Source organism: Marivita sp. S0852 (assembly GCF_046591575.1).
Classification (GTDB): domain Bacteria; phylum Pseudomonadota; class Alphaproteobacteria; order Rhodobacterales; family Rhodobacteraceae; genus Marivita.
On the sequence record NZ_JBIQWA010000003.1, the window covers coordinates 37,458 to 56,856 of the forward strand.

21 protein-coding genes are annotated in these 19,399 nt (G+C 59.1%); 12 read left to right on the top strand and 9 right to left on the bottom strand.

Annotated features, from left to right (window positions below; translation table 11 throughout):
* Positions 1-74: 74 nt before the first annotated feature.
* The 3 genes from gap (ACG74X_RS06575) to gap (ACG74X_RS06585) form a co-directional block, all read right to left on the bottom strand.
* On the bottom strand, positions 75-1,076 hold the full coding sequence (gene gap, locus ACG74X_RS06575; protein WP_411233401.1) for a type I glyceraldehyde-3-phosphate dehydrogenase: 1,002 nt from the start codon (positions 1,074-1,076) through the stop codon (positions 75-77).
* A gap of 135 nt (positions 1,077-1,211) precedes the next feature.
* Complete coding sequence (locus ACG74X_RS06580; protein ID WP_411233403.1) at positions 1,212-1,355, bottom strand: hypothetical protein; 144 nt, start codon at positions 1,353-1,355, stop codon at positions 1,212-1,214.
* 153 nt (positions 1,356-1,508) lie between these two features.
* Positions 1,509-2,513, bottom strand: a complete 1,005-nt coding sequence (gap, locus tag ACG74X_RS06585) for a type I glyceraldehyde-3-phosphate dehydrogenase (RefSeq protein WP_411233405.1) — start codon at positions 2,511-2,513, stop codon at positions 1,509-1,511.
* A 258-nt stretch (positions 2,514-2,771) separates the two neighbouring features.
* Here gap (ACG74X_RS06585) and ACG74X_RS06590 point away from each other — a divergent pair, with 258 nt between their 5' ends.
* Positions 2,772-3,728, top strand: coding sequence for a DUF808 domain-containing protein (locus ACG74X_RS06590; RefSeq protein ID WP_411233407.1), 957 nt, complete (start codon positions 2,772-2,774; stop codon positions 3,726-3,728).
* 35 nt (positions 3,729-3,763) lie between these two features.
* Positions 3,764-4,078, top strand: coding sequence for an N-(5'-phosphoribosyl)anthranilate isomerase (locus ACG74X_RS06595; RefSeq protein WP_411233409.1), 315 nt, complete (start codon positions 3,764-3,766; stop codon positions 4,076-4,078).
* A gap of 62 nt (positions 4,079-4,140) precedes the next feature.
* Here ACG74X_RS06595 and tkt read toward each other — a convergent pair whose 3' ends face one another.
* The gene (gene tkt, locus ACG74X_RS06600; RefSeq protein WP_411233410.1) at positions 4,141-6,186 is read right to left on the bottom strand and encodes a transketolase; all 2,046 of its coding nucleotides are present in this window, start codon (positions 6,184-6,186) and stop codon (positions 4,141-4,143) included.
* Positions 6,187-6,423: 237 nt separating this feature from the next.
* Here tkt and ACG74X_RS06605 point away from each other — a divergent pair, with 237 nt between their 5' ends.
* Together ACG74X_RS06605 and ACG74X_RS06610 are read left to right on the top strand one after the other, a co-directional pair.
* Positions 6,424-6,981 carry a hypothetical protein gene (locus tag ACG74X_RS06605; protein WP_411233411.1) on the top strand — a complete coding sequence of 186 codons (558 nt, stop codon included), beginning with the start codon at positions 6,424-6,426 and terminating at the stop codon, positions 6,979-6,981.
* Positions 6,981-7,373 carry a cell division protein ZapA gene (locus tag ACG74X_RS06610; RefSeq protein ID WP_411233412.1) on the top strand — a complete coding sequence of 131 codons (393 nt, stop codon included), beginning with the start codon at positions 6,981-6,983 and terminating at the stop codon, positions 7,371-7,373. Before ACG74X_RS06605 ends, ACG74X_RS06610 begins: the two co-directional genes overlap by 1 nt.
* Positions 7,374-7,446: 73 nt before the next feature.
* Here the strand turns inward: ACG74X_RS06610 and grxD are convergent, their stop codons facing one another.
* The 4 genes from grxD to xth all read right to left on the bottom strand — a co-directional run bounded on the left by grxD (position 7,447) and on the right by xth (position 9,142).
* Complete coding sequence (gene grxD, locus ACG74X_RS06615) at positions 7,447-7,809, bottom strand: Grx4 family monothiol glutaredoxin (protein ID WP_411233414.1); 363 nt, start codon at positions 7,807-7,809, stop codon at positions 7,447-7,449.
* The gene (locus ACG74X_RS06620) at positions 7,802-7,939 is read right to left on the bottom strand and encodes a hypothetical protein (protein ID WP_411233416.1); all 138 of its coding nucleotides are present in this window, start codon (positions 7,937-7,939) and stop codon (positions 7,802-7,804) included. Before ACG74X_RS06620 ends, grxD begins: the two co-directional genes overlap by 8 nt.
* Positions 7,940-8,045: 106 nt before the next feature.
* A complete protein-coding gene (locus tag ACG74X_RS06625) occupies positions 8,046-8,288 on the bottom strand; it encodes a BolA/IbaG family iron-sulfur metabolism protein (RefSeq protein ID WP_411233418.1) in 243 nt (80 codons plus the stop codon).
* Between the two features lie 71 nt (positions 8,289-8,359).
* The gene (gene xth, locus ACG74X_RS06630; RefSeq protein WP_411233419.1) at positions 8,360-9,142 is read right to left on the bottom strand and encodes an exodeoxyribonuclease III; all 783 of its coding nucleotides are present in this window, start codon (positions 9,140-9,142) and stop codon (positions 8,360-8,362) included.
* Positions 9,143-9,485: 343 nt separating this feature from the next.
* Here xth and ACG74X_RS06635 point away from each other — a divergent pair, with 343 nt between their 5' ends.
* Positions 9,486-10,094, top strand: a complete 609-nt coding sequence (locus ACG74X_RS06635) for a hypothetical protein (RefSeq protein ID WP_411233421.1) — start codon at positions 9,486-9,488, stop codon at positions 10,092-10,094.
* Positions 10,095-10,154: 60 nt separating this feature from the next.
* Positions 10,155-11,225 carry a DUF6902 family protein gene (locus ACG74X_RS06640; RefSeq protein ID WP_411233423.1) on the top strand — a complete coding sequence of 357 codons (1,071 nt, stop codon included), beginning with the start codon at positions 10,155-10,157 and terminating at the stop codon, positions 11,223-11,225.
* A 46-nt stretch (positions 11,226-11,271) separates the two neighbouring features.
* Here ACG74X_RS06640 and ACG74X_RS06645 read toward each other — a convergent pair whose 3' ends face one another.
* Positions 11,272-11,595 (bottom strand): HesB/IscA family protein, encoded by a 324-nt coding sequence (locus tag ACG74X_RS06645; protein ID WP_411233425.1) that lies wholly within the window; start codon positions 11,593-11,595, stop codon positions 11,272-11,274.
* A gap of 84 nt (positions 11,596-11,679) precedes the next feature.
* Between ACG74X_RS06645 and ACG74X_RS06650 the strand changes: the two genes are divergently transcribed.
* The 6 genes from ACG74X_RS06650 (at position 11,680) to ACG74X_RS06675 (ending at position 19,373) form a co-directional block, all read left to right on the top strand.
* A complete protein-coding gene (locus ACG74X_RS06650; protein ID WP_411233426.1) occupies positions 11,680-12,840 on the top strand; it encodes a deoxyguanosinetriphosphate triphosphohydrolase in 1,161 nt (386 codons plus the stop codon).
* A gap of 11 nt (positions 12,841-12,851) precedes the next feature.
* On the top strand, positions 12,852-14,681 hold the full coding sequence (locus tag ACG74X_RS06655; RefSeq protein WP_411233427.1) for a cation:proton antiporter: 1,830 nt from the start codon (positions 12,852-12,854) through the stop codon (positions 14,679-14,681).
* Positions 14,682-14,739: 58 nt separating this feature from the next.
* Entirely contained in the window at positions 14,740-16,485 is a 1,746-nt protein-coding gene (gene argS, locus ACG74X_RS06660) for an arginine--tRNA ligase (RefSeq protein ID WP_411233429.1), read from the top strand.
* Positions 16,486-16,558: 73 nt separating this feature from the next.
* Positions 16,559-17,572 (top strand): SPOR domain-containing protein, encoded by a 1,014-nt coding sequence (locus ACG74X_RS06665; RefSeq protein ID WP_411233431.1) that lies wholly within the window; start codon positions 16,559-16,561, stop codon positions 17,570-17,572.
* Positions 17,569-18,582 carry a glycoside hydrolase family 3 N-terminal domain-containing protein gene (locus tag ACG74X_RS06670; protein WP_411233432.1) on the top strand — a complete coding sequence of 338 codons (1,014 nt, stop codon included), beginning with the start codon at positions 17,569-17,571 and terminating at the stop codon, positions 18,580-18,582. The genes ACG74X_RS06665 and ACG74X_RS06670 overlap by 4 nt, the downstream gene beginning before the upstream one ends.
* Complete coding sequence (locus ACG74X_RS06675) at positions 18,579-19,373, top strand: segregation and condensation protein A (protein ID WP_411233434.1); 795 nt, start codon at positions 18,579-18,581, stop codon at positions 19,371-19,373. Before ACG74X_RS06670 ends, ACG74X_RS06675 begins: the two co-directional genes overlap by 4 nt.
* Positions 19,374-19,399 lie beyond the last annotated feature (26 nt).

The window sequence follows — 19,399 nt, forward strand, 5'->3', positions numbered from 1 at the left end:
GTCATGCTGCAGCGCAGCACAATGCACAGAAAGGAAAGGCCGCCTTGCATGTGCTGCAAGGCTGGATCAGGTGCCTAGATCAGCTTGCCCATGGCAACAGCCGTGTCCGCCATCCGGTTCGAAAAGCCCCATTCATTGTCATACCACGTCAGGATGCGCACCATCCGCCCATCCATGACCTTGGTCTGGTCGGTGTGAAAGATCGACGAATGAGGATCATGGTTGAAATCGGACGACACCAGCTTTTTGTCGGTATATCCAAGAACGCCTTTCAGCGGACCATCCGCAGCCTGCCGAATGGCGTCGTTGATCTCTTCGACGCTGGTGTCGCGGGTGGCGGTGAATGTCAGATCGACGGCCGACACGTTCGGGGTTGGCACACGGATCGCCACACCGTCGAGTTTACCATTCAGTTCCGGCAACACCAATCCCACCGCCTTGGCCGCGCCGGTCGACGTAGGGATCATGCTTAACGCCGCCGCGCGGGCGCGGTAGAGGTCGTTATGCATGGTGTCCAGCGTCGGCTGGTCGCCGGTGTAGGAATGGATCGTGGTCATAAAGCCGCGGTCGATCCCGATCGCGTTGTTCAAAACATAGGCCACGGGGGCAAGGCAATTGGTGGTGCAGGACGCATTTGAGACAACGATGTCGTCTTTGGTCAGGGCATCGTCATTCACGCCATATACAATTGTTTTATCGGCATTTTTACCCGGTGCGGAAATCAGGACACGGCTGGACCCATTGTCAAGATGCGCCTGACACGCCTCTTTGGAGTTAAAGACGCCGGTGCATTCCATCACCACATCCACATCCGACCACGGCAAATCCGCCGGGTTGCGCATGGCTGTGACCTTGATCGGGCCACGCCCCACATCAATGCTGTCCTCTGACGCACTCACTTCGACCGGGAAACGGCCATGGACGCTGTCATATTGCAGCAGATGCGCATTGGTTTCCACCGGACCAAGATCATTAACCGCCACCACCTCAAGGTCGGTGCGGCCGGATTCAATGATGCTGCGCAAGACGTTTCGGCCAATGCGGCCAAAACCATTAATCGCAACTTTGATGGTCATGGGATGTCCCTCGCTCAGTCTGAATTGGCCCACGCATTAAACCGCGCCGGAATGACCTCCGGAGGATAACACGCAGGTGTGTTACCGCTAACAATCAGAACAGCGCAGAGCTGTCAAGCAACCTGCGGATCGCGCTCAGCGCCAGAAGGCGATCCATTCGAGAAGGTCCAGAAATTTGACCGCGATAAATGTGATCCCGTCTCCGCCGGTCAAAACCGCGTCAAGAGTCAGACCTCCAACGATCAAAACCCCCAAGCCAATCGCGATTGAATTGGTCATCGCCTGTTCGCCCTTCTGCTCTGCGCCGCACCATGCCAGAGAGGATGAGGCTTGTCACGCCAGCGGGATTGATTGCCATGAAAGCGCGGCGTGACAAGCAAAAACGCCCCGCGTTTTCAGCGAGGCGTTGCAAATGTACGGACGAGGTGCTGATCAGTGCAGCAAACGCCCCATCGCGCCAGCAACATCTGCCATGCGCGCCGAGAAACCCCATTCGTTGTCATACCACGCCAGAACGCGCACCAACCGCTTGCCGACAACCTTGGTCTGGTCCGGCGCAAAGATCGAGCTGTGCGTGGTGTGGTTGAAGTCAATCGACACCTTGGGTTCGGGGTCATAAGACAGGACCGTACCCATATGTGTTGCGGCGGCTTCGGCGACGACCTCATTCACATTGTCTAGCGTCACATCCTTCTTGGCATAGAAGGTCAGGTCAACCGCCGACACATTCGGCGTGGGCACACGCACGGCCGAGCCGTCCAGCTTGCCTTTCAGGTTCGGCAGAACCTCACCCAGCGCCTTGGCGGCCCCGGTGGATGTCGGGATCATCGCCATCGCAGCGGCGCGCGCGCGATAAAGGTCAGCATGGCGGCGGTCGAGCGTCGGCTGATCGCCGGTGTAGGAGTGGATCGTGGTCATGATGCCCGACTCGATGCCAATCGCTTCGTCCAGCACTTTGGCCAGCGGTGCGAGACAGTTGGTGGTGCACGACCCGTTCGAGATCATCGTGTCGCCCGCCACCAGATCGCGGTGATTGACGCCGTAGACGACGGTTTTCTGAACATTCTTGGCAGGGGCGGAAATCAGAACCGATTTGGCCCCACGCTCCATGTGAACGCCCGCTTTTGCGCCATCGTTGAATTTGCCCGTGCATTCCAGAACCACGTCACAGCCGGACCAATCCAGCTCTGCGGGGTTGTAGGTCGAAAAGACCTCCATCGGACCACGACCCAGATCCATCGTGGACCCGCTGATTTTGACATCCCCGGCAAACCGGCCATGGACGCTGTCATAGCGCAGCAGGTGAGCATTGGTTTCAATCGGGCCGGTCGCGTTGATCTTGACCACCTGAACGTCATTTCGGGAACTCTCGGCGATATGCGCCAGCGTGCAGCGGCCAATGCGCCCGAACCCGTTTATCCCCAAAGTCACCGTCATGACACCATACTCCTGCAATCGCCGTTGCCTTGCGTATACGGGGCGCGGCATCTTTAAGGAAGGAAAAACATGTTTTCCGACAATATGTTAGCGTTAAATGTGACGGGCTGTCCCGTGCTTGCGCTAACATTTCCGCATTTCCAGGAAACCGTTTGCGGTAACGCCGCATTTGATTCAGCTTGGTCACGGAATCACAGGGCTGGCAGGTCACACCGCCGGACGGTACAGTTTTAACGAACGATACAGTGGAGAACCCATATGAGCGGCTTGTTGGCCTTGCTGGATGATGTCGCAGGCATTGCCAAAGTTGCAGCGGCGTCGGTCGACGACATCGGGGCCGCCGCCGCCAAGGCAGGCACCAAAACCGCCGGTGTTCTGATTGACGATGCCGCGGTGACGCCGAAATACCTGCAAGGGTTTGAACCGGCTCGCGAACTTCCGATCATCTGGCGGATTGCCCGTGGGTCCATCATCAACAAGCTGATCTTTCTGCTGCCTGCGGCCATGCTCATGTCAGCCTTTGCGCCGTGGCTTATCCCGCCCTTGCTGATCTTGGGCGGAAGTTACCTGTGTTTCGAAGGGGCCGAGAAGATTGTTCATGTGCTTAGGCCACATGACGCCCAGTCTGGCGGGCCGGATGGCAGTCACGATGTGCAAGATCCCACCCATCTTGAAGAGGAAAAGATCAAGGGCGCGATCAAGACCGACTTTATCCTGTCCGCCGAGATCATGACCATCGCCTTGTCCGTGATTGAAAGCCCGAATGTCTGGATGCAGGGCGCGACACTGGCGCTGGTGGGGCTGATGGTGACGGCCGCTGTCTATGGCGCGGTGGCGGTGATTGTGAAAATGGACGATGTTGGGCTTTGGATGACCAAGGTGGGACGCACCGGGATCACACGGTCTTTGGGACGTGGGATCGTGAAATTCATGCCGTGGCTTTTGAAAACGCTGACTGTGGTGGGCACGGCAGCAATGCTGTGGGTCGGTGGGTCGATCATTGTGCATTCGATCGCACAAATGGGCTGGCACAGGCCCGAGGACACGATCCATGCGCTTGCCGTGTCGCTGGGTGGCGGCTCGGGGTTTCTTGAATGGGCCGTGACGGCGGCTGTTGATTTTGTCCTGGGCCTGATGTGGGGGCTTTTACTGGTCCCCGTTGGGGTGAAAATTGTTGGTCCGGTTTGGAATGCCGTGACACCCAAAGGCATTTAACCCGGTGTTAACCCTCAGGCGGTCATGGTTTTGGCATGACAGCCTCAATTCATCCCGATCCTGATCTCTGGATTCGCACCATCTTTTCGGCCCAAGAGGTCGGGCAGGGTGGGGTGATCCATCATAGCATTCACGATGTTGACCACTATGCCGGGCGCGACCGGTTTTTGGCAGCGGTGCGAAAACGCGGTTTCACACTGGTTGAAAACAGCGACCATTACGTGATTTTCTGCAATCGCAACCCGGTGCGTCTGGTGACGCCGCATGCCACGCAAAGCTTGTCGGCACGGGCCTTTCCGGTTTTTCGTCGGTCATCAATCGCAAATGAAAACGCGACAACCCCGCCTTAGCGCTAGACGTCCTGGTAACATCGGTCCGACAGATCTGCCGGACCGATAAGGCGTGTCCCCGCTCAGGTGCGTGGATCGGCCTGCCAGCGGCCTTCGACCAGATCGCGCACTTTCTGCGCCACCGCTTCGGCAGTGATGCCGAATTCCTGGTAAAGCCGGTCCGCCGGGGCAGAGGCTCCGAACCCGTGCATGCCCACAAAACCGGATTTCTCGCGCTTGCCGCGTTCGCCGAACAGCCACCGGTCCCAGCCAAAGCGGATGCCCGCCTCGACCGCGACACGCACCGGACCGCCGGGCAGAACCCGTTTGCGGTATTTTTCATCTTGTTCTTCAAACAGCTCCCAACAGGGCATGGACACAACCCGCGTGCCAATGTCCTCGGCTTGCAGAATGTCCCGGGCAGCCAATGCAATCTCGACTTCTGATCCGGTTGCCATCAAGATCGCCTGACGTTTGCCCTCGGCATCGGCCAGCACATAGGCCCCTTGGGCCACCATGTTCTTGGTCTTGTGTTCGGTCCGCACGGTCGGCAGGCCCTGACGGGTCAAGGACAGCACCGATGGCGTGCTTGTCTGTGTCAGCGCGATTTCCCAGGCCTCGGCAGTTTCCACCGTGTCGGCGGGGCGGAACACCAATGTGTTGGGCGTCGCGCGGCTGATTGCCAGATGTTCAATCGGCTGATGCGTCGGCCCGTCTTCGCCCAGCCCAATGCTGTCATGTGTCATCACATAGACCGTCGGCACCTGCATCAGCGCAGACAGGCGCATCGCGGGGCGGGCGTAATCGGTGAAACACATGAACGTGCCGCCATAGGGGCGGATGCCGCCATGCAGCGCCATGCCGTTCATTGCCGAGGCCATGCCATGTTCGCGGATGCCCCAATAAACATAGCGGCCTTTGCGGTCGTCGATGTCGAACACGCCCATGTCACCGGTCTTGGTGTTGTTCGATCCGGTCAGGTCTGCCGAACCACCGATGGTTTCCGGCAAGATCGGGTTCACAACCTCCAGCACCATTTCCGAGGATTTGCGTGTCGCCACCTTAGGCGCGGTTTCGGAAATCTGCTTTTTCAGGGCCTTGATGGTCGAGGAGAGTTTCTTGGGCGCCTCTCCTGTCATGGTGCGGGCAAACTCCGCCTGTTTGGAGCCGGACATCTTCTCAAGCCGGGCGTTCCAGGCGTCGCGTTCGGATGCGCCGCGCGCGCCAATCGCTTCCCATGCGGATTTTGTCTCGGCTGGCACTTCGAACGGGCCGGTGGTCCAGCCCCAGAGCGCCTTGGCGGCGGCGTTCTGATCGTTATCCGTCAACGCGCCATGCCCCTTGGACGTGTCCTGTGCCGCGTGGCCCAGGGCGATATGCGTCTTGCAGGCAATCATCGACGGGCGGTCGTCTTTTTTGGCAGCCGTGATTGCGGCGTCGATGGCGGCCGGGTCATGGCCGTCGATTTCCTGCACATGCCACCCGGCTGCGGTAAAACGTGCGACCTGATCGGTGCGGTCGGACAGATCGACTGTGCCGTCGATGGTGATGTTGTTGTTGTCCCAGAACACAATCAGGCGTGACAATTGCTGACGTCCGGCGATGCCAATGGCCTCGTGACTGACGCCTTCCATCAAACAGCCGTCACCAGCGATGACATAGGTGTGGTGATCGACCAGCTTGGGTCCGAACCGGGCGCGCAGGGCCTCTTCGGCCATCGCAAAGCCAACCGAATTGGCAAGGCCCTGACCCAGCGGACCGGTTGTGGTCTCGATGGCTTGGGCAAGAAAGTTCTCGGGGTGACCCGCGGTCTTTGCGCCCCACTGGCGGAAATTCTTGATCTCGTCGAGCGTGATCTCCGGATCGCCACACAGGTAGAGCAGCGCATAGAGCAGCATCGAGCCGTGGCCAGCGGACAGGATAAACCGGTCACGGTCGTGCCAATCGGGGTGGGCCGCGTCGAATTTCAGGTGTTTTTCATAAAGCACGGTGGCAACATCTGCCATGCCGATGGGCATCCCGGAATGACCGGAATTTGCGGCTGCCACGGCATCAAGCGTCAAGGCCCGAATGGCTGCGGCTTTGCTCCAATGGTCAGGGTTCTGGGCTTTCAGGGTCTCGATATCCACGGGCCGTGTCGTCCTTGTCATTAAGATGATGGGGTCTGTTAACGCGCTCCATATCAGTGTTGCGCCAGAGTTCAAGCGGCACACCATTGCCGGTTGCGTATAGGGGGGCGCATTTTTGGTCGCGGATTGTTAAACTTTCACATTAAGAGGACGGAGCGATTCGTTTCGAGAGCACGGAAAAATGCGCCGCACCCTGCATTAGGTCGGCCAGGCGAACAACAAACAGGGATCAGGCAAATGACCCAGATCGACGAGCTTCAACACCGCATCACAGCGGCCCTTGACCGGGTGGCGCAGGGCGTCGCCCAAATCGAGGCGCGCGTTGCTGACGTGCCCGAGACCCCACCCGAGCCACAGGTGGACCCCGAGGAAATAACCCGTCTCAAAGAGGCGTTGGAGGATGAAAAGCTGGCAAATGCGCAATTGGAAGAGCGCGTGCGCAAGCTACACGAGACCCATCAGCGCGAGCTGGAAGAGGCCCGCGCCGCGTCGGTTCCGGCCCCTGCGCCGGCCCCGGAACCCGCGCCAGAGGTGCCAAGTGTTGATGTCGCGGCGCTTGATCTTGATATGCAGCGCTTGCAGCAATCCAACGAAATGTTGCGTCGCACCAACGAAGAGCTGCGCCGCGCCCTGGCCGAAAACGTCGGAGAGCCGCATCTGATCAACAAGGCCATGCTGGCCGAGCTGGAAGGGCTCCGCGCCGCGCGGGCTGTGGAAACGGCCGAAACCAAAGCGGTTTTGGCATCACTGACACCGCTGCTGGAGGCTGCAGCCGAAACACAGGAGGCCACCTGATGCCCGAAGTTGAAATCTCGATCGGTGGGCGCAGTTTTGATGTTGCCTGCCAAGAAGGGGAAGAACAGTACCTGCGTTCGGCGGCCAAGATGCTGGACACCGAAGCCCAGGTTCTTGCCCAACAGGTCGGACGTATTCCCGAAAGCCGGATGCTTTTGATGGCGGGTCTGATGCTGGCGGACAAGACAGCCGGTCTGGAAGACAAGCTTCGGGCCCTGGAGGATCGGGCGGCCGGGTATCTGTCAGAGCTGCAAACGCTCAAGGCCGCGCCCCCGCCAGAGCCAGAGCGGATCGAAGTGCCGGTTGTTCCAACCGAGGTGACAGAGACGCTGCAAGAGGTGGCCGCCCGCGCGGAAGCACTGGCGCGCGATGTCGAAGAGAAGATCGGCTAGGGCGCATGGCCCCGGACACAGAAAACGGCACCGCATCGGGTGCCGTTTCGAAACATCGCCCAGTGGTCTGGATCTAAGCGTTGGCTTCGCGGATTTTCTCGGCAGCCTCTTTGTCGAAGGCAACACCGTTTTCCTCAAGCAATGTGTCCAGCTCTCCGGACAATGTCATTTCGATGATGATGTCGCAGCCGCCCACAAATTCGCTTTTGACATAAAGCTGCGGGATTGTTGGCCAGTCGGAATAATCCTTGATGCCCTGACGGATGTCTTCATCGGCCAGCACGTTCACATCTTCAAATTCGACGCCCATATAATTCAGCACGCCCGCGACTTTGCTGGAAAACCCGCATTGCGGCATGGTTTTGGTGCCTTTCATATACAGCACCACATCATTCGCTTTGACGGTGTCTTCGATGGTTTGTTTTGCGTCAGTCATTCTTTTGCTCCAATTCTTCGCGACGTTTCCGGTCTTTGCGGATATACGGCATGGTCGCGCCAACGGTGATCAGGGTGACAAGACCAATGGCAAAGAACATCGGCCAGGTGTTTGTCAGAAACTCTATCATGTCGGTCCTGCCTGTCCCGGTGCGTCGCGATCCGGTGACCGCCACAGGAAATAGGCAAACGGGCCGATCATGGCAAGCATGAGACCATTCCACAACGCGCGTGACATCACTCGGGTGCCTTTGTGGTCAGCGCCAGCGCGTGAAGCTCTCCTGCAGAGCCGTCCATCTTTCCCTTGAGTGCGGCATAGACCGCGCGTTGTTGTTGCACCCGGTTCTTGCCTTTGAAGCTTTCGTCAATCACTTCGGCGGCGTAATGGTTTCCGTCACCGGCAAGATCGGTGATGGTGATCTTGGCTTGGGGAAACTCTGCCCGGATGAGATCTTCGATTTCCCGCGCTTGCATGGCCATGGGGCAGCCCTCCGTCGTTTGTTGATAAAGATGTATGTTGAACAAAGGTATTACGCAAGGCGACGCAACGCCTATGCGTCAAGTGTCACCCAGACGGGCACATGATCCGATGGTTTTTCCCGCCCGCGCACCGCGCTTTCGATCCAGCACTCTGTCAACAGATCGGCGCATTCCGGGGTCAGCAGGAAATGATCAATGCGGATGCCATCGTTGCGGTCCCAGGCACCGGCCTGGTAATCCCAGAACGAATAATGCCCGTCACCAGAGGTGCGCGTGCGGAACGCTTCGGTAAAGCCAAGGTTCAGGATTTCGCGAAAGGCCTGACGGGTTTCAGGCCGATACAAAGCGTCTTCCACCCAGCGTTCCGGTTTCTTGGCATCCTCGGCCTGCGGGATCACATTGTAATCCCCGGCCATCAATGCGGGCATTTCGTCATCCAGCAACGCTTGCGCCCGCGCCTTGAGCCGTTTCATCCAGGCCAGTTTGTAATCGTATTTCGGGCCTGGTGCCGGGTTCCCGTTGGGCAGGTACAGCCCGCACAGACGGACGGCGGTGCTGTCGCCGATCACGGTGGCCTCGATCCATCGGGCCTGTTCGTCGCTGTCATCGCCGGGCAAGCCGCGGGTGACGTCTTCCAACGGCAGCTTCGACAGGATCGCCACGCCGTTAAAGCCCTTCTGGCCATGTGTCTCGACAGTGTATCCCAGATCTTCCAACGCCTCGCGGGGAAAAGCCTCGTCCACGGATTTGATCTCTTGCAACAGGGCCACGTCCGGTGCGCTGTCTTGCAGCCAATCGGTCAGGGCTGGCAGGCGTGCTTTGATGCCGTTGATGTTGAATGTGGCGATTTTCATGCTGCACCTTTCGAAGTTGTCCTCTCTATCCCAAGTTGGCGCGGGGCGTACAAGGTGCCATTGCATCGAATCGTGCCTGCGATTCTTGCTGATTTTTCTGTGAGGCACCGGCGTATTGGCCCGATTGGCCGTTCAATTCTGACAGCGTCGCGAAGACGCGCGGACTTATCCCCAGTTTTCTTGCGTCTGTGCATAAGCCAAACTCCGTTGTCGCTTGAACAACCTATGCGAGAAACTTCTTGTGGATAAGTTGAATAGACACACGCTATACGTTATTTTAACTTTATAAAATCAACTTTGACGTGCCAGCCTGAGGTCATCAACCCAGCCACAGGAGGCAAACATGACCGCACTTCGTAAAATCCAAAATACTGAATATTCCGTTGACGCCCACATTTCAGATTCCGCTATCGCCACGCTTCATGGCGGCGATGCTACAGCGCTGTTCACATCCGGCTCGGCCCCTGTGTCGTCCGCCGACGCGGTGCTGGGCGATGCGGTCGAGATGTTCACGTCTGGCTCTGCTCCGCTGCAGCAAACCACCGCCCTGACAGGTGAGGCGACAGGCCTTTTCACCTCCGGCTCCGCGCCGCAAAGCACTATGGCATCGACGGGTGACGCGGTTGAACTGTTCACCTCTGGCTCTGGCCCGATAACATCGGATGCGCGTATAGGTGATGCGGTTGAGGTGTTCACCTCTGGCTCTGCACCCACCACATCGGATGCCCGCACAGGTGACGCGGTTGAGGCGTTCACTTCTGGCTCTGCACCCACCACATCGGATGCGCGTACAGGTGACGCGGTCGAGGCGTTCACCTCCGGCTCAAGCCCGGTCACCAGCGATGCGACGACCGGGGGTGCGGTTGAGGCGTTCACCTCCGGGTCCAGCCCAGCGATGGCCGAAAAGACCTTTGGCGGCGACGGTTGTGCGCTGTTCACATCTGGTTCCTAAGCGCTTGATGTGACCCGGGGCGGGGTGGCCGTCCTTTGTATCCCCAAGGAGACATGGATCATGACCAACATTGTCCAACTTACCCCCCCGTCCCGGATCGATCCTCAGGAAGCGCGTCTTGGCGCGCTTCTGAGCTGCTTTGCCGAGCACCGCCGGTTTGGCGATGATGTGTTCTGGCTCAAGGAAAATGCTGAAATCCTGAATATTCTGGAAAGCACAGGCACGGCTGCGGGCGACGCAGCGCTGGCCCCGTATCAGTCTTTTTACGACAGTCTGGAAAAACGCATGCGGTTTTTTCCGCAATATTACCGCTTTTTCCTGTCTTTGGCGCTGGATCTCGAAGACTTGGGCATGGCAGGTGATCAGGCGCAAAACCTGATTGACTGGGCCCATGCACAAGACCTGCCACAGGCGGAATTGTCGGATCTGCAGCGTCTTGAAGCGGTGCGTCTGATGGCGCGTCGGGGCGTGACGCCGAATGGCGATTGTGCGGCGCTGGAACAGCGCGCGCGCGATTTCATGGCCCGGTCCGACACGTTTGCCCTGCCAAACAAAAAGGCCGCTTATGAATTGACGCATATCGTATTCTATTTGAGCGAATATGGCCGCAAGGACCCGATGCTTGATCCGGCGGCAAAGCGCAGCCTTCATTTTGCCGGTCTGCTGGCCTTTATCGAACAAAACGCGGATTTGCTGGCCGAAATCTGCATCGCGCTGCAGTTTGCGAAAGACGTGCCGCCGCCGCTTTGGACAGACTGGCTGCGTCGCGAAACGGCGCTGTTTTCTGTGCAGGACGGGGCCGAAGTCAGTATCCATGACGATTATCATGAATTTCTGGTGTGCAATTGGCATCAGGCCGTGGTGGGCGATGCAGCCTTTGCCAAGGGTTTTGTTTACGACCGGATGCGCTTTGACCACAGTCCAACACGTGCGGCACCGATGCGTGAAATGTCCGAAGCAATGTTCAACCTCGACGACGCGCGCAGCGGCGACTGGATGTCCATGCGCCTGCACATGCAAGACGCATTGTCACCCGAGGCCATGACCGTCCTGTCACAGGCCGAAACCTCTTCCTTGCATTTCGAAGAGTTCTTCCACGGCTTTGCCCGCGCCGAACCCGCGTTATCCTGACGTTGATCGGACTGGCGCAAATGCGCGCCAGATGCGCCGCAATGGGCTACATTGAAAAACTGGTGCCGCATCCGCAAGAGGATGTGGCATTTGGATTTTCAATCACAAACCGCGCGCCGATCAGTTCTTCTGAAAAGTCGATGACGGCATTCGACAAAAACGGCAATGACACCGAATCCACCACCACCTGTTCGCCTTGCCCTTCGAGAACAAGATCGTCCTCGGCCGGTTCGTCCAGTTTGATTTCGTATTGAAACCCGGAACATCCGCCGCCTTCAACAGCGATGCGCAACGCCTTGCCATCAGCGCTGGCACCGATTTCGGACAAACGTTCGAATGCGCGGGGGGTGACAGTGGGGGGAAGCTGCATCTCGGCCTCGGCTTTGCTTTAACTCATGGTCATCTCTTCATATAAGGGCCAATGGGACAGGCGACAAGAACAGGCGGTGCGGCGATGACGGCGCGATTTGCGTGCGACCCAGATGGATCGCGCGGCAGGCTTTATCCAGAGGACGAAAGTGAATTCCGATCCTGCTTTCAGCGGGACCGGGACAGGATCATTCACGCATCCGCCTTCCGGCGTCTGAAACATAAGACACAAGTCTTTATCGAACATGAAGGCGATTACTTTCGCACCCGGCTGACGCATTCCATCGAAGTCGGTCAGGTCGCGCGGACAATCTCAAAGACACTTGGGCTGAATCTGGAACTGACCGAAGCGGTGGCGCTGGCGCATGATCTGGGGCACACCCCTTTCGGCCACACCGGAGAGGACGCGTTGAATGCACTGATGCAGCCCTATGGCGGCTTTGATCACAACGCGCAGGCCATTCGCATCGTCACCTCGCTTGAACGGCACTATGCCGAGTTTGACGGGTTGAACCTGACCTGGGAAACCCTTGAAGGCATTGCAAAACACAATGGCCCGGTGGGTGATCCGGTGCCGCTTGCGCTGGCCGATTACAACGCGCGGCACGATCTGGAACTGCACACCCATGCCAGCGCCGAAGCACAGGTCGCGGCCTTGTCCGATGACATCGCCTACAACCATCATGATCTGCATGACGGATTGCGCGCCGAGCTGTTTTCAACCGACGAGCTGGCCGAGCTTCCCATCGTAAGTGACTGCTTTTCCCGGGTCGATCAAAAATACCCCGGCCTGAATTACTACCGCCGCCGCCACGAAGCCCTGCGCCGCTTTTTCGGCATTCTGGTGTCCGACGTGATCGAGGTCAGTCGCGCAAATCTTCGGGATCTGGACCCGCACACACCACAAGACGTGCGTGCGGCGGGCCGTATGATGGTGCAATTTTCGCCCGATCTTTGGTCAGATCTTCAGGTTATCCGGAAATTCCTGTTTCACCGCATGTACCGAGCGCCCGATGTGGTCGAGATGCGCAAACAGGTCACGCACGTGATCAACGAGCTGTTTCCGCTGTTCATGTCGGACACGTCGCTGTTGCCCAAACAATGGCGCAAAGATGTGGCCGAGGTGCAGAACGATATCGAACTGGCCCGTATCGTGGCCGATTACATCGCAGGAATGACCGACCGTTTTGCCCTGCAGGAACATGCGCGCCTGACGGGGGCGGATGTCATTATTGCCCGGTCCTGAAAGGAACGTCCATGGCCACACCAACCGAAGCCGGTCTGAGCCCCGTTGCGGCATTTGCCCTTGTGGGGTGTCTTGGGGTTGGCGCGCAATGGCTGGCCTGGCGGCTGAAATTGCCGGGCATTGTTCTGATGCTGGCGGTTGGGCTTTTGGTGGGACCGGTCTTTGGGATTCTAAACCCATCGGACGCGCTGGGTGATCTGTTGCCCGCGTTGGTTTCGATCGCTGTGGCCATCATTCTGTTCGAAGGCGGTTTGACGCTCAAATTCAAATCCCTGTCGGATGCCGCAACCGGTGTCAGGCGACTGGTGATTGTGGGTGCCCCTGTCGGTTGGATCACTTCGGCCGCGGTTCTGCACTATGTCGGCGGGCTTAGCTGGGCAACATCGGCCGTGTTCGGAGGCATTATGATTGTCACTGGCCCCACCGTGATAGCACCGCTATTGCGGCAGGCGCGACTGAAACGGCGTCCGGCTGCCTTGTTGCAATGGGAAGCCATCTTTAACGATCCGGTCGGCGCGCTTGCGGCTGTTCTGGCGTTTCAGGTGGTTTTGGTCACCATGACCTCTGCCAGCGCGGCCGAGGCTATCTGGTCGCTTGTGCTCGGCGTTGTTGTGGCGACGTTCGCCGGCATCGCTGCGGGTTGGGGCATTTCCACCGCGTTTCGTCGGGCCTATGTTCCGGAATACATGAAAGTGCCGGTGCTGTTTGTGACCGTGCTGGGCACATTTGCCGCGACCGATGCGGTGCTGCATGAAAGCGGGCTTCTGGCGGTGACCCTTATGGGGGTCTGGATCGCCAATGCCCATTTGCCCAGCTATGCGGAAATGCACCGTTTCAAGGAACACGCCACGATCCTTTTGGTGTCGGGGGTGTTTATTCTGCTGGCCGCGAACATGTCAGCGGACACGTTGCTTGGCCTGAACTGGCAAAGCCTGGCAACCGTCGCTGCGGTGGTTCTTGTTGCGCGTCCGCTCACCGTCCTGGTGTCCTTTGCCTTTTCCGGCGTGCCATGGGCCGAACGCCTGCTGGTGGCCTTCACCGGACCGCGCGGTGTGGTTCTGGTTGCGGTGGCGGGGCTTTTTGGCGAACGGCTTGTGCAGGCCGGGGTCGAGGATGCGGCAGGGATTGCGCCGCTGGCCTTTGCGCTGGTGGCGGGCACCGTGGTGCTGCACGGCTTTACCCTGACCCCATTGGCGCGCCTTTTGGGACTGACCGCATCGACCACGCCCGGGGTTCTGATTGTTGGCAGCAATCGCTGGTCCGTCAGTCTTGCGCAGGTGTTGGCAAAACTTGAACTGCCGGTGATGATCGCTGATCCGAACCGCAGCCGTCTGCGGGTCGCGCGTGACGCGGGATTGCGGGTGTATTCCGGCGATATCCTGTCCGAAGCCGCCGAGCATCGGCTCGACCTCATGGCCTATGGACGTATCATCGCGGCCACCGACAATGATGCCTATAACACTCTTGTGGCAACGGATCTTGCGGCGGAATTCGGCCGGGAAAACATCTACCAACTGGCCCGTGATACATCCGAAAGCGCCCGCTATGCCTTGCCGCCGAAACTGGGCGGCAGGTCCATCGGGACCGGAGAAACCTATTGGGATCTGCAAAACCGCATGTGGAACGGCTGGGAATTTCGCGCCACGAAACTGTCCGAGGAATTCCCACTGGAGCGCTGGTTCGAGACCAATCCAGACGGCATCCCCTTTGCCGAGATGGACGCCAAGGGAGAGTTGCGAATTCTGGATGCCGACAGCGCCCCCAAGGGTGGTGAGGACGTGCATCTGATCGCAATGGTTCCGATGAAAGAAAAACGTGCCTTGGCCGAAGGGCAGGGCTGAGCCATTTGACCTTGGGCACCAAGGTGGTAGAGGACGTGCCGAACAAAGGACGTGAGACATGAACCTCTTTTCCGATATTCGGACCCTGGTGATCGACAATCTGGACGCAATGGTGGCAAGCGGCGCTTTGCCCGGCGGGCTGAGCTTTGACAACGTGACGGTGGAGCCTCCGCGCGATCCGCTGCATGGCGACATGGCGACCAATGCCGCGATGGTTCTGGCCAAACCAGCCGGTCAGAAACCGCGTGACATCGCCGACGCCTTGGCGGTGAAGCTTGCGGATGATCCGCGTGTGTCCAGCGCCGACGTGGCCGGACCAGGTTTTTTGAACCTGCGGCTTGATCCGTCGGTCTGGCAATCACTGCCCCGTGCAATTCTGACCGAAGGTGTCGCCTATGGGACATCGACCATGGGGCAGGGCAAGCGGGTCAACGTGGAATTCGTCAGCGCCAATCCCACCGGCCCGCTGCATGTCGGCCATACCCGCGGAGCGGTGTTCGGCGATGCGCTGGCCGCGTTGCTGGATTACGCAGGCTACGATGTTACCCGCGAATACTATATCAATGACGGCGGCGCGCAGGTCGATGTGCTCGCCCGGTCGGTTTACCTGCGCTATCTTGAGGCGCATGGCAAAGAGGTCGCCTTTGAAGACGGCACCTATCCCGGCGATTACCTGATCCAGGTCGGTCAGGATCTGAAAGCCAAGGTGGGCGATGCCTATGTCGATAAGGGCGAACACCTCTGGCTTGAAGAGGTGCGCGAGTTCGCCACCGACGCGATGATGACGCTCATTCGCCAGGATCTGGCCCAGCTTGGCGTCAAGATGGACACGTTCTTTAGCGAAAAGTCGCTTTATGGCACCGGTCTGATCGAAGCTGCGATCAAGGATCTGGACGATAAGGGCCTGATCTATCGCGGCACGCTTGAACCACCCAAAGGCAAAAAGCCCGAAGATTGGGAGCCGCGCGAACAGACCCTGTTCAAGTCTACGGCACATGGCGATGATGTGGACCGGCCCATCATGAAATCAGATGGGTCGTGGACCTATTTCGCCCCCGATATCGCCTATCACTATGACAAGGTGCAACGCGGCTATGATCTGTTGATCGATATTTTCGGTGCCGATCACGGCGGCTATGTCAAACGGATGAAGGCCGCGGTTTCGGCGTTGTCCGAGGGCAAGACGCCTTTGGATATCAAGCTGACGCAGCTGGTAAAACTGTATAAGAATGGCGAGCCGTTCAAGATGTCGAAACGGGCAGGGACATTTGTTACCCTGCGTGACGTGGTTGACCAGGTCGGCCCAGACGTGACCCGCTTTGTCATGCTGACACGCAAGAACGATGCGTCGCTTGATTTCGACTTCGACAAGGTGCTTGAGCAATCCAAGGACAACCCGGTCTTTTACGTGCAATATGCCAACGCCCGTGTGCATTCGGTGCTGCGCAAGGCGGCCGAGGCGGGCATTGCCGTAGATGATGCCACCCTTGCACAGACCGATCTTGCCAGCATGACACATGACAGCGAACTGGCCGTTGCGCGCAAGCTTGCCGAATGGCCGCGTCTGGTAGAGATCGCCGCGCGCACCAATGAACCGCATCGCATCGCGTTCTATCTGTTTGAATTGGCCTCTGATTTGCACGCGCTCTGGAACAAGGGCAACGACGTGCCCGAGCTGCGGTTTTTGCAAGACGGCAACACCCAGGCGACACAGGCGAAAATCGCCGTCGCACGGGCCGTGTCTGTTGTTATTTCCGCCGGTCTTGGTATCTTGGGCGTGACGCCAGTCGAAGAAATGCGCTGACAAAAGCGCCATGGCTGGCCGAGGCAAAGGCAAGGAACACCGGCGACCGTAATCGCCGGCACATGAGGCAGACATGGCAGACATGCATATGACGGGCTCCGTGCAGGGGCAGGAGTCGTCGGGCAATATCGCCTCGGCGGCCAATTGGCTGGGCGCGGCAATGTCACTGGCGTTGATTGTTGGTGTATCGGTCTGGGGATACCGGCTGATCATGCGGGACGTGTCAGGCGTGCCGGTGGTGCAGGCCATTGAGGGCCCGATGCGGGTGGCCCCCGACAATCCCGGCGGTCGCATAGCGCGGCACGAAGGTTTGGCGGTCAATGATGTGGCGGGCACGGGCGCGTCGACACCGCCGCCAGATCAGCTGGTCCTGGCCCCCCAGCCGCTCGACATCACCGAAGAAGACATGCCGGTGACGCAACTGGCCGCACCGCAAGAGCCGGATGCACAACAAATGCCGGGCGCGCTCAACGCACAGGAAGAGGTCGCGCTGGCCTCTTTGCAACAAGAGACCCAGACGGCTGACCCCGAACAGGCGCTGGCCGATATCGTCAACGCGGATGATCCGATTCAGGCGCTGGCCGATCAGATTGCGGCCAATGCGACACCGCTGGGCCAGATCGACGCAGACCCCAACGCAGGCGCGTTTGACGATGCCGTGCAAGCACAGGTTGCCGCCATCGCCCCTGTGGTTGACAGTATCCCCGCGTCGGTGCCCGGCGTGTCCCGGTCCTTGCGCCCCGCACCGCGGCCCGCCGGTTTGGTGCAGGCGTCTTTGTCGGTGCCCGCAGCCCCGTCACCCAGCACGTCTGAAATCAACCCGGCAGAAATTCCGGCAGGCACCCGGCTGGTTCAGTTCGGGGCCTATGACAGCCCCGAAATCGCCCGTGAACAATGGCTCAAACTCCAGGGCCGGTTTGGTGAATATCTGACCGACAAGGACCGCGTCATCGAAGAGGCCACATCCGGCGGTCGCGTGTTTTTCCGGCTGCGCGCGCACGGGTTCAGCGATCTAAGCGATTCCCGCCGGTTCTGTGCTGCTTTGGTGGCCGAAGGGGCTGACTGCATCCCGGTTGTGAGCCGGTGACACCACACCCCTGTGCGGCAGCCATTTTTGGATGCGACGGCGCACGTCTGTCAAAAGACGAACGCGCGTTTTTTGCTCGGGCCAACCCGTTCGGGTTCATACTTTTTGATCGCAACCTCAAGGATCGCGACCAGATCCGCGCGCTGACCGGAGAGCTGCGCGCGGCGGTGGGATGGGCCGCGCCCATCTTCATTGATCAAGAGGGCGGCCGTGTTCAGCGCCTGCGTCCCCCGCTGGCCATGGAATGGCAACCGCCGCTGGATCACGTCGCACGGCTTGGGGCCAATGCGGTCGAAGGGATGCGGCTGCGATACCAGATCATCGCGCATGAATTGATGGATCTCGGGATCGACGCCAATTGCGCCCCGATGCTGGATATTGCCCGCCCCGAAACGCACCCGTTTTTGAAGAACCGCTGCTATGGGTCCGATCTGGACACTGTGATCCGCATTGGCCACGCGGTGATTGACGGTCTGGTGGCCGGAGGCGTGTTCCCGGTGATCAAGCATATCCCGGGCCACGGGCTGGCGCAGATGGACAGTCATCTTGATCTGCCCAGAATCGACGCGTCGGCGGATGACATGATCAACATGGATTTCGCAGCGTTTCGGCCTTTTGCGGATGTCGCAATGGGGATGACGGCACATCTGGTCTATACCGCCTTGGGTGAAACCGGTCCGGCAACCACCTCTGCGACCATGATCAAGCGGATCCGCACCGATATCGGCTTTACCGGTTTGCTGATGACCGATGACATTTCCATGCAGGCCCTGTCAGGTACGGTTCCCGACCGTGCGGCTGCGTCGATTGCGGCGGGATGCGATGTTGTTCTGCATTGCAATGGCGATCTGCGCGAACGTCAGGCGGTGTATGACCGTATTGGACAGATGTCGGCAGCCAGTCAGGCCCGCGCCAAGGCCGCTCTCGACACCCGCACCGAAGCGCAGGATGTTGACATTGCAGCGCTCAAAGCCAAGCTGGCCACGCTAGAGCAAGGGCCCGGGACATGACAGACCCCACATCAGACGCGTTTGACACATCCGTCGCCGAACGGCTGGCGGCCGAGGCGCTGATTGTGGATGTGGACGGGTTTGAAGGCCCTCTGGACCTGTTGCTCAACCTGAGCCGCACGCAAAAGGTGGATTTGCGCAAAGTCTCGGTTCTGCAATTGGCGCAGCAATATCTGGCCTTTGTCGATCAGGCCAAGGCACTCAGGATCGAACTGGCGGCAGATTATCTGGTGATGGCCGCCTGGCTGGCCTTTTTGAAATCGCGGTTGCTTTTGCCGCCCGATCCCACGGATGACGGCCCCACCGGCGAAGACCTTGCTGCGCATCTGGCGTTTCAACTCGAACGGTTGCAAGCGATGCGGGATGTTGCCGCCAAACTGATGGCACGGGATCAATTGGGGCGGGATTTTTTCGCCCGCGGCCTGCCCGAAACGGTCGAACGTGTGCGCAAGGTGGATTACACGGCAACGCTTTTGGATCTGATGCAGGGCTATGCGCGCATTCGCACGAAAGACGAATTCCGCCCCTTTGTCATGGACCGCGACGCCGTTTTTACGATGGAACAGGCGCTGGAACGTATGCGGGGGCTGATCGGTTTTGCAGGCAGCTGGACCGACATCGCGACCTACATGCCCGATGGCTGGAGCGAAGATCCGGTGCGCTGGCGATCGGCCACGGCATCGACCTTTGCTGCCTCTCTGGAGCTTGCCAAAGAGGGCAAGGTCGAGATACGGCAATCCGATACGTTCGCCCCGATTGAACTGCGCCGCAAGGAGCCTCGCAGTGACTGAAACGTCCGATATTCCAGAAAGCCTGT

Coding starts and splice junctions, on each gene's coding strand:
- ACG74X_RS06590 (WP_411233407.1), top strand. CDS start 2,772: ATGAGCGGCTTGTTGGCCTTGCTGGATGATGTCGCAGGCATTGCCAAA.
- ACG74X_RS06640 (WP_411233423.1), top strand. CDS start 10,155: ATGACCAACATTGTCCAACTTACCCCCCCGTCCCGGATCGATCCTCAG.
- ACG74X_RS06665 (WP_411233431.1), top strand. CDS start 16,559: ATGGCAGACATGCATATGACGGGCTCCGTGCAGGGGCAGGAGTCGTCG.
- gap (WP_411233401.1), bottom strand. CDS start 1,076: ATGACCATCAAAGTTGCGATTAATGGTTTTGGCCGCATTGGCCGAAAC.
- ACG74X_RS06605 (WP_411233411.1), top strand. CDS start 6,424: ATGACCCAGATCGACGAGCTTCAACACCGCATCACAGCGGCCCTTGAC.
- ACG74X_RS06610 (WP_411233412.1), top strand. CDS start 6,981: ATGCCCGAAGTTGAAATCTCGATCGGTGGGCGCAGTTTTGATGTTGCC.
- ACG74X_RS06650 (WP_411233426.1), top strand. CDS start 11,680: ATGACGGCGCGATTTGCGTGCGACCCAGATGGATCGCGCGGCAGGCTT.
- ACG74X_RS06580 (WP_411233403.1), bottom strand. CDS start 1,355: ATGACCAATTCAATCGCGATTGGCTTGGGGGTTTTGATCGTTGGAGGT.
- ACG74X_RS06655 (WP_411233427.1), top strand. CDS start 12,852: ATGGCCACACCAACCGAAGCCGGTCTGAGCCCCGTTGCGGCATTTGCC.
- gap (WP_411233405.1), bottom strand. CDS start 2,513: ATGACGGTGACTTTGGGGATAAACGGGTTCGGGCGCATTGGCCGCTGC.
- ACG74X_RS06625 (WP_411233418.1), bottom strand. CDS start 8,288: ATGGCCATGCAAGCGCGGGAAATCGAAGATCTCATCCGGGCAGAGTTT.
- ACG74X_RS06645 (WP_411233425.1), bottom strand. CDS start 11,595: ATGCAGCTTCCCCCCACTGTCACCCCCCGCGCATTCGAACGTTTGTCC.
- ACG74X_RS06620 (WP_411233416.1), bottom strand. CDS start 7,939: ATGATAGAGTTTCTGACAAACACCTGGCCGATGTTCTTTGCCATTGGT.
- ACG74X_RS06675 (WP_411233434.1), top strand. CDS start 18,579: ATGACAGACCCCACATCAGACGCGTTTGACACATCCGTCGCCGAACGG.
- grxD (WP_411233414.1), bottom strand. CDS start 7,809: ATGACTGACGCAAAACAAACCATCGAAGACACCGTCAAAGCGAATGAT.
- ACG74X_RS06595 (WP_411233409.1), top strand. CDS start 3,764: ATGACAGCCTCAATTCATCCCGATCCTGATCTCTGGATTCGCACCATC.
- xth (WP_411233419.1), bottom strand. CDS start 9,142: ATGAAAATCGCCACATTCAACATCAACGGCATCAAAGCACGCCTGCCA.
- argS (WP_411233429.1), top strand. CDS start 14,740: ATGAACCTCTTTTCCGATATTCGGACCCTGGTGATCGACAATCTGGAC.
- ACG74X_RS06635 (WP_411233421.1), top strand. CDS start 9,486: ATGACCGCACTTCGTAAAATCCAAAATACTGAATATTCCGTTGACGCC.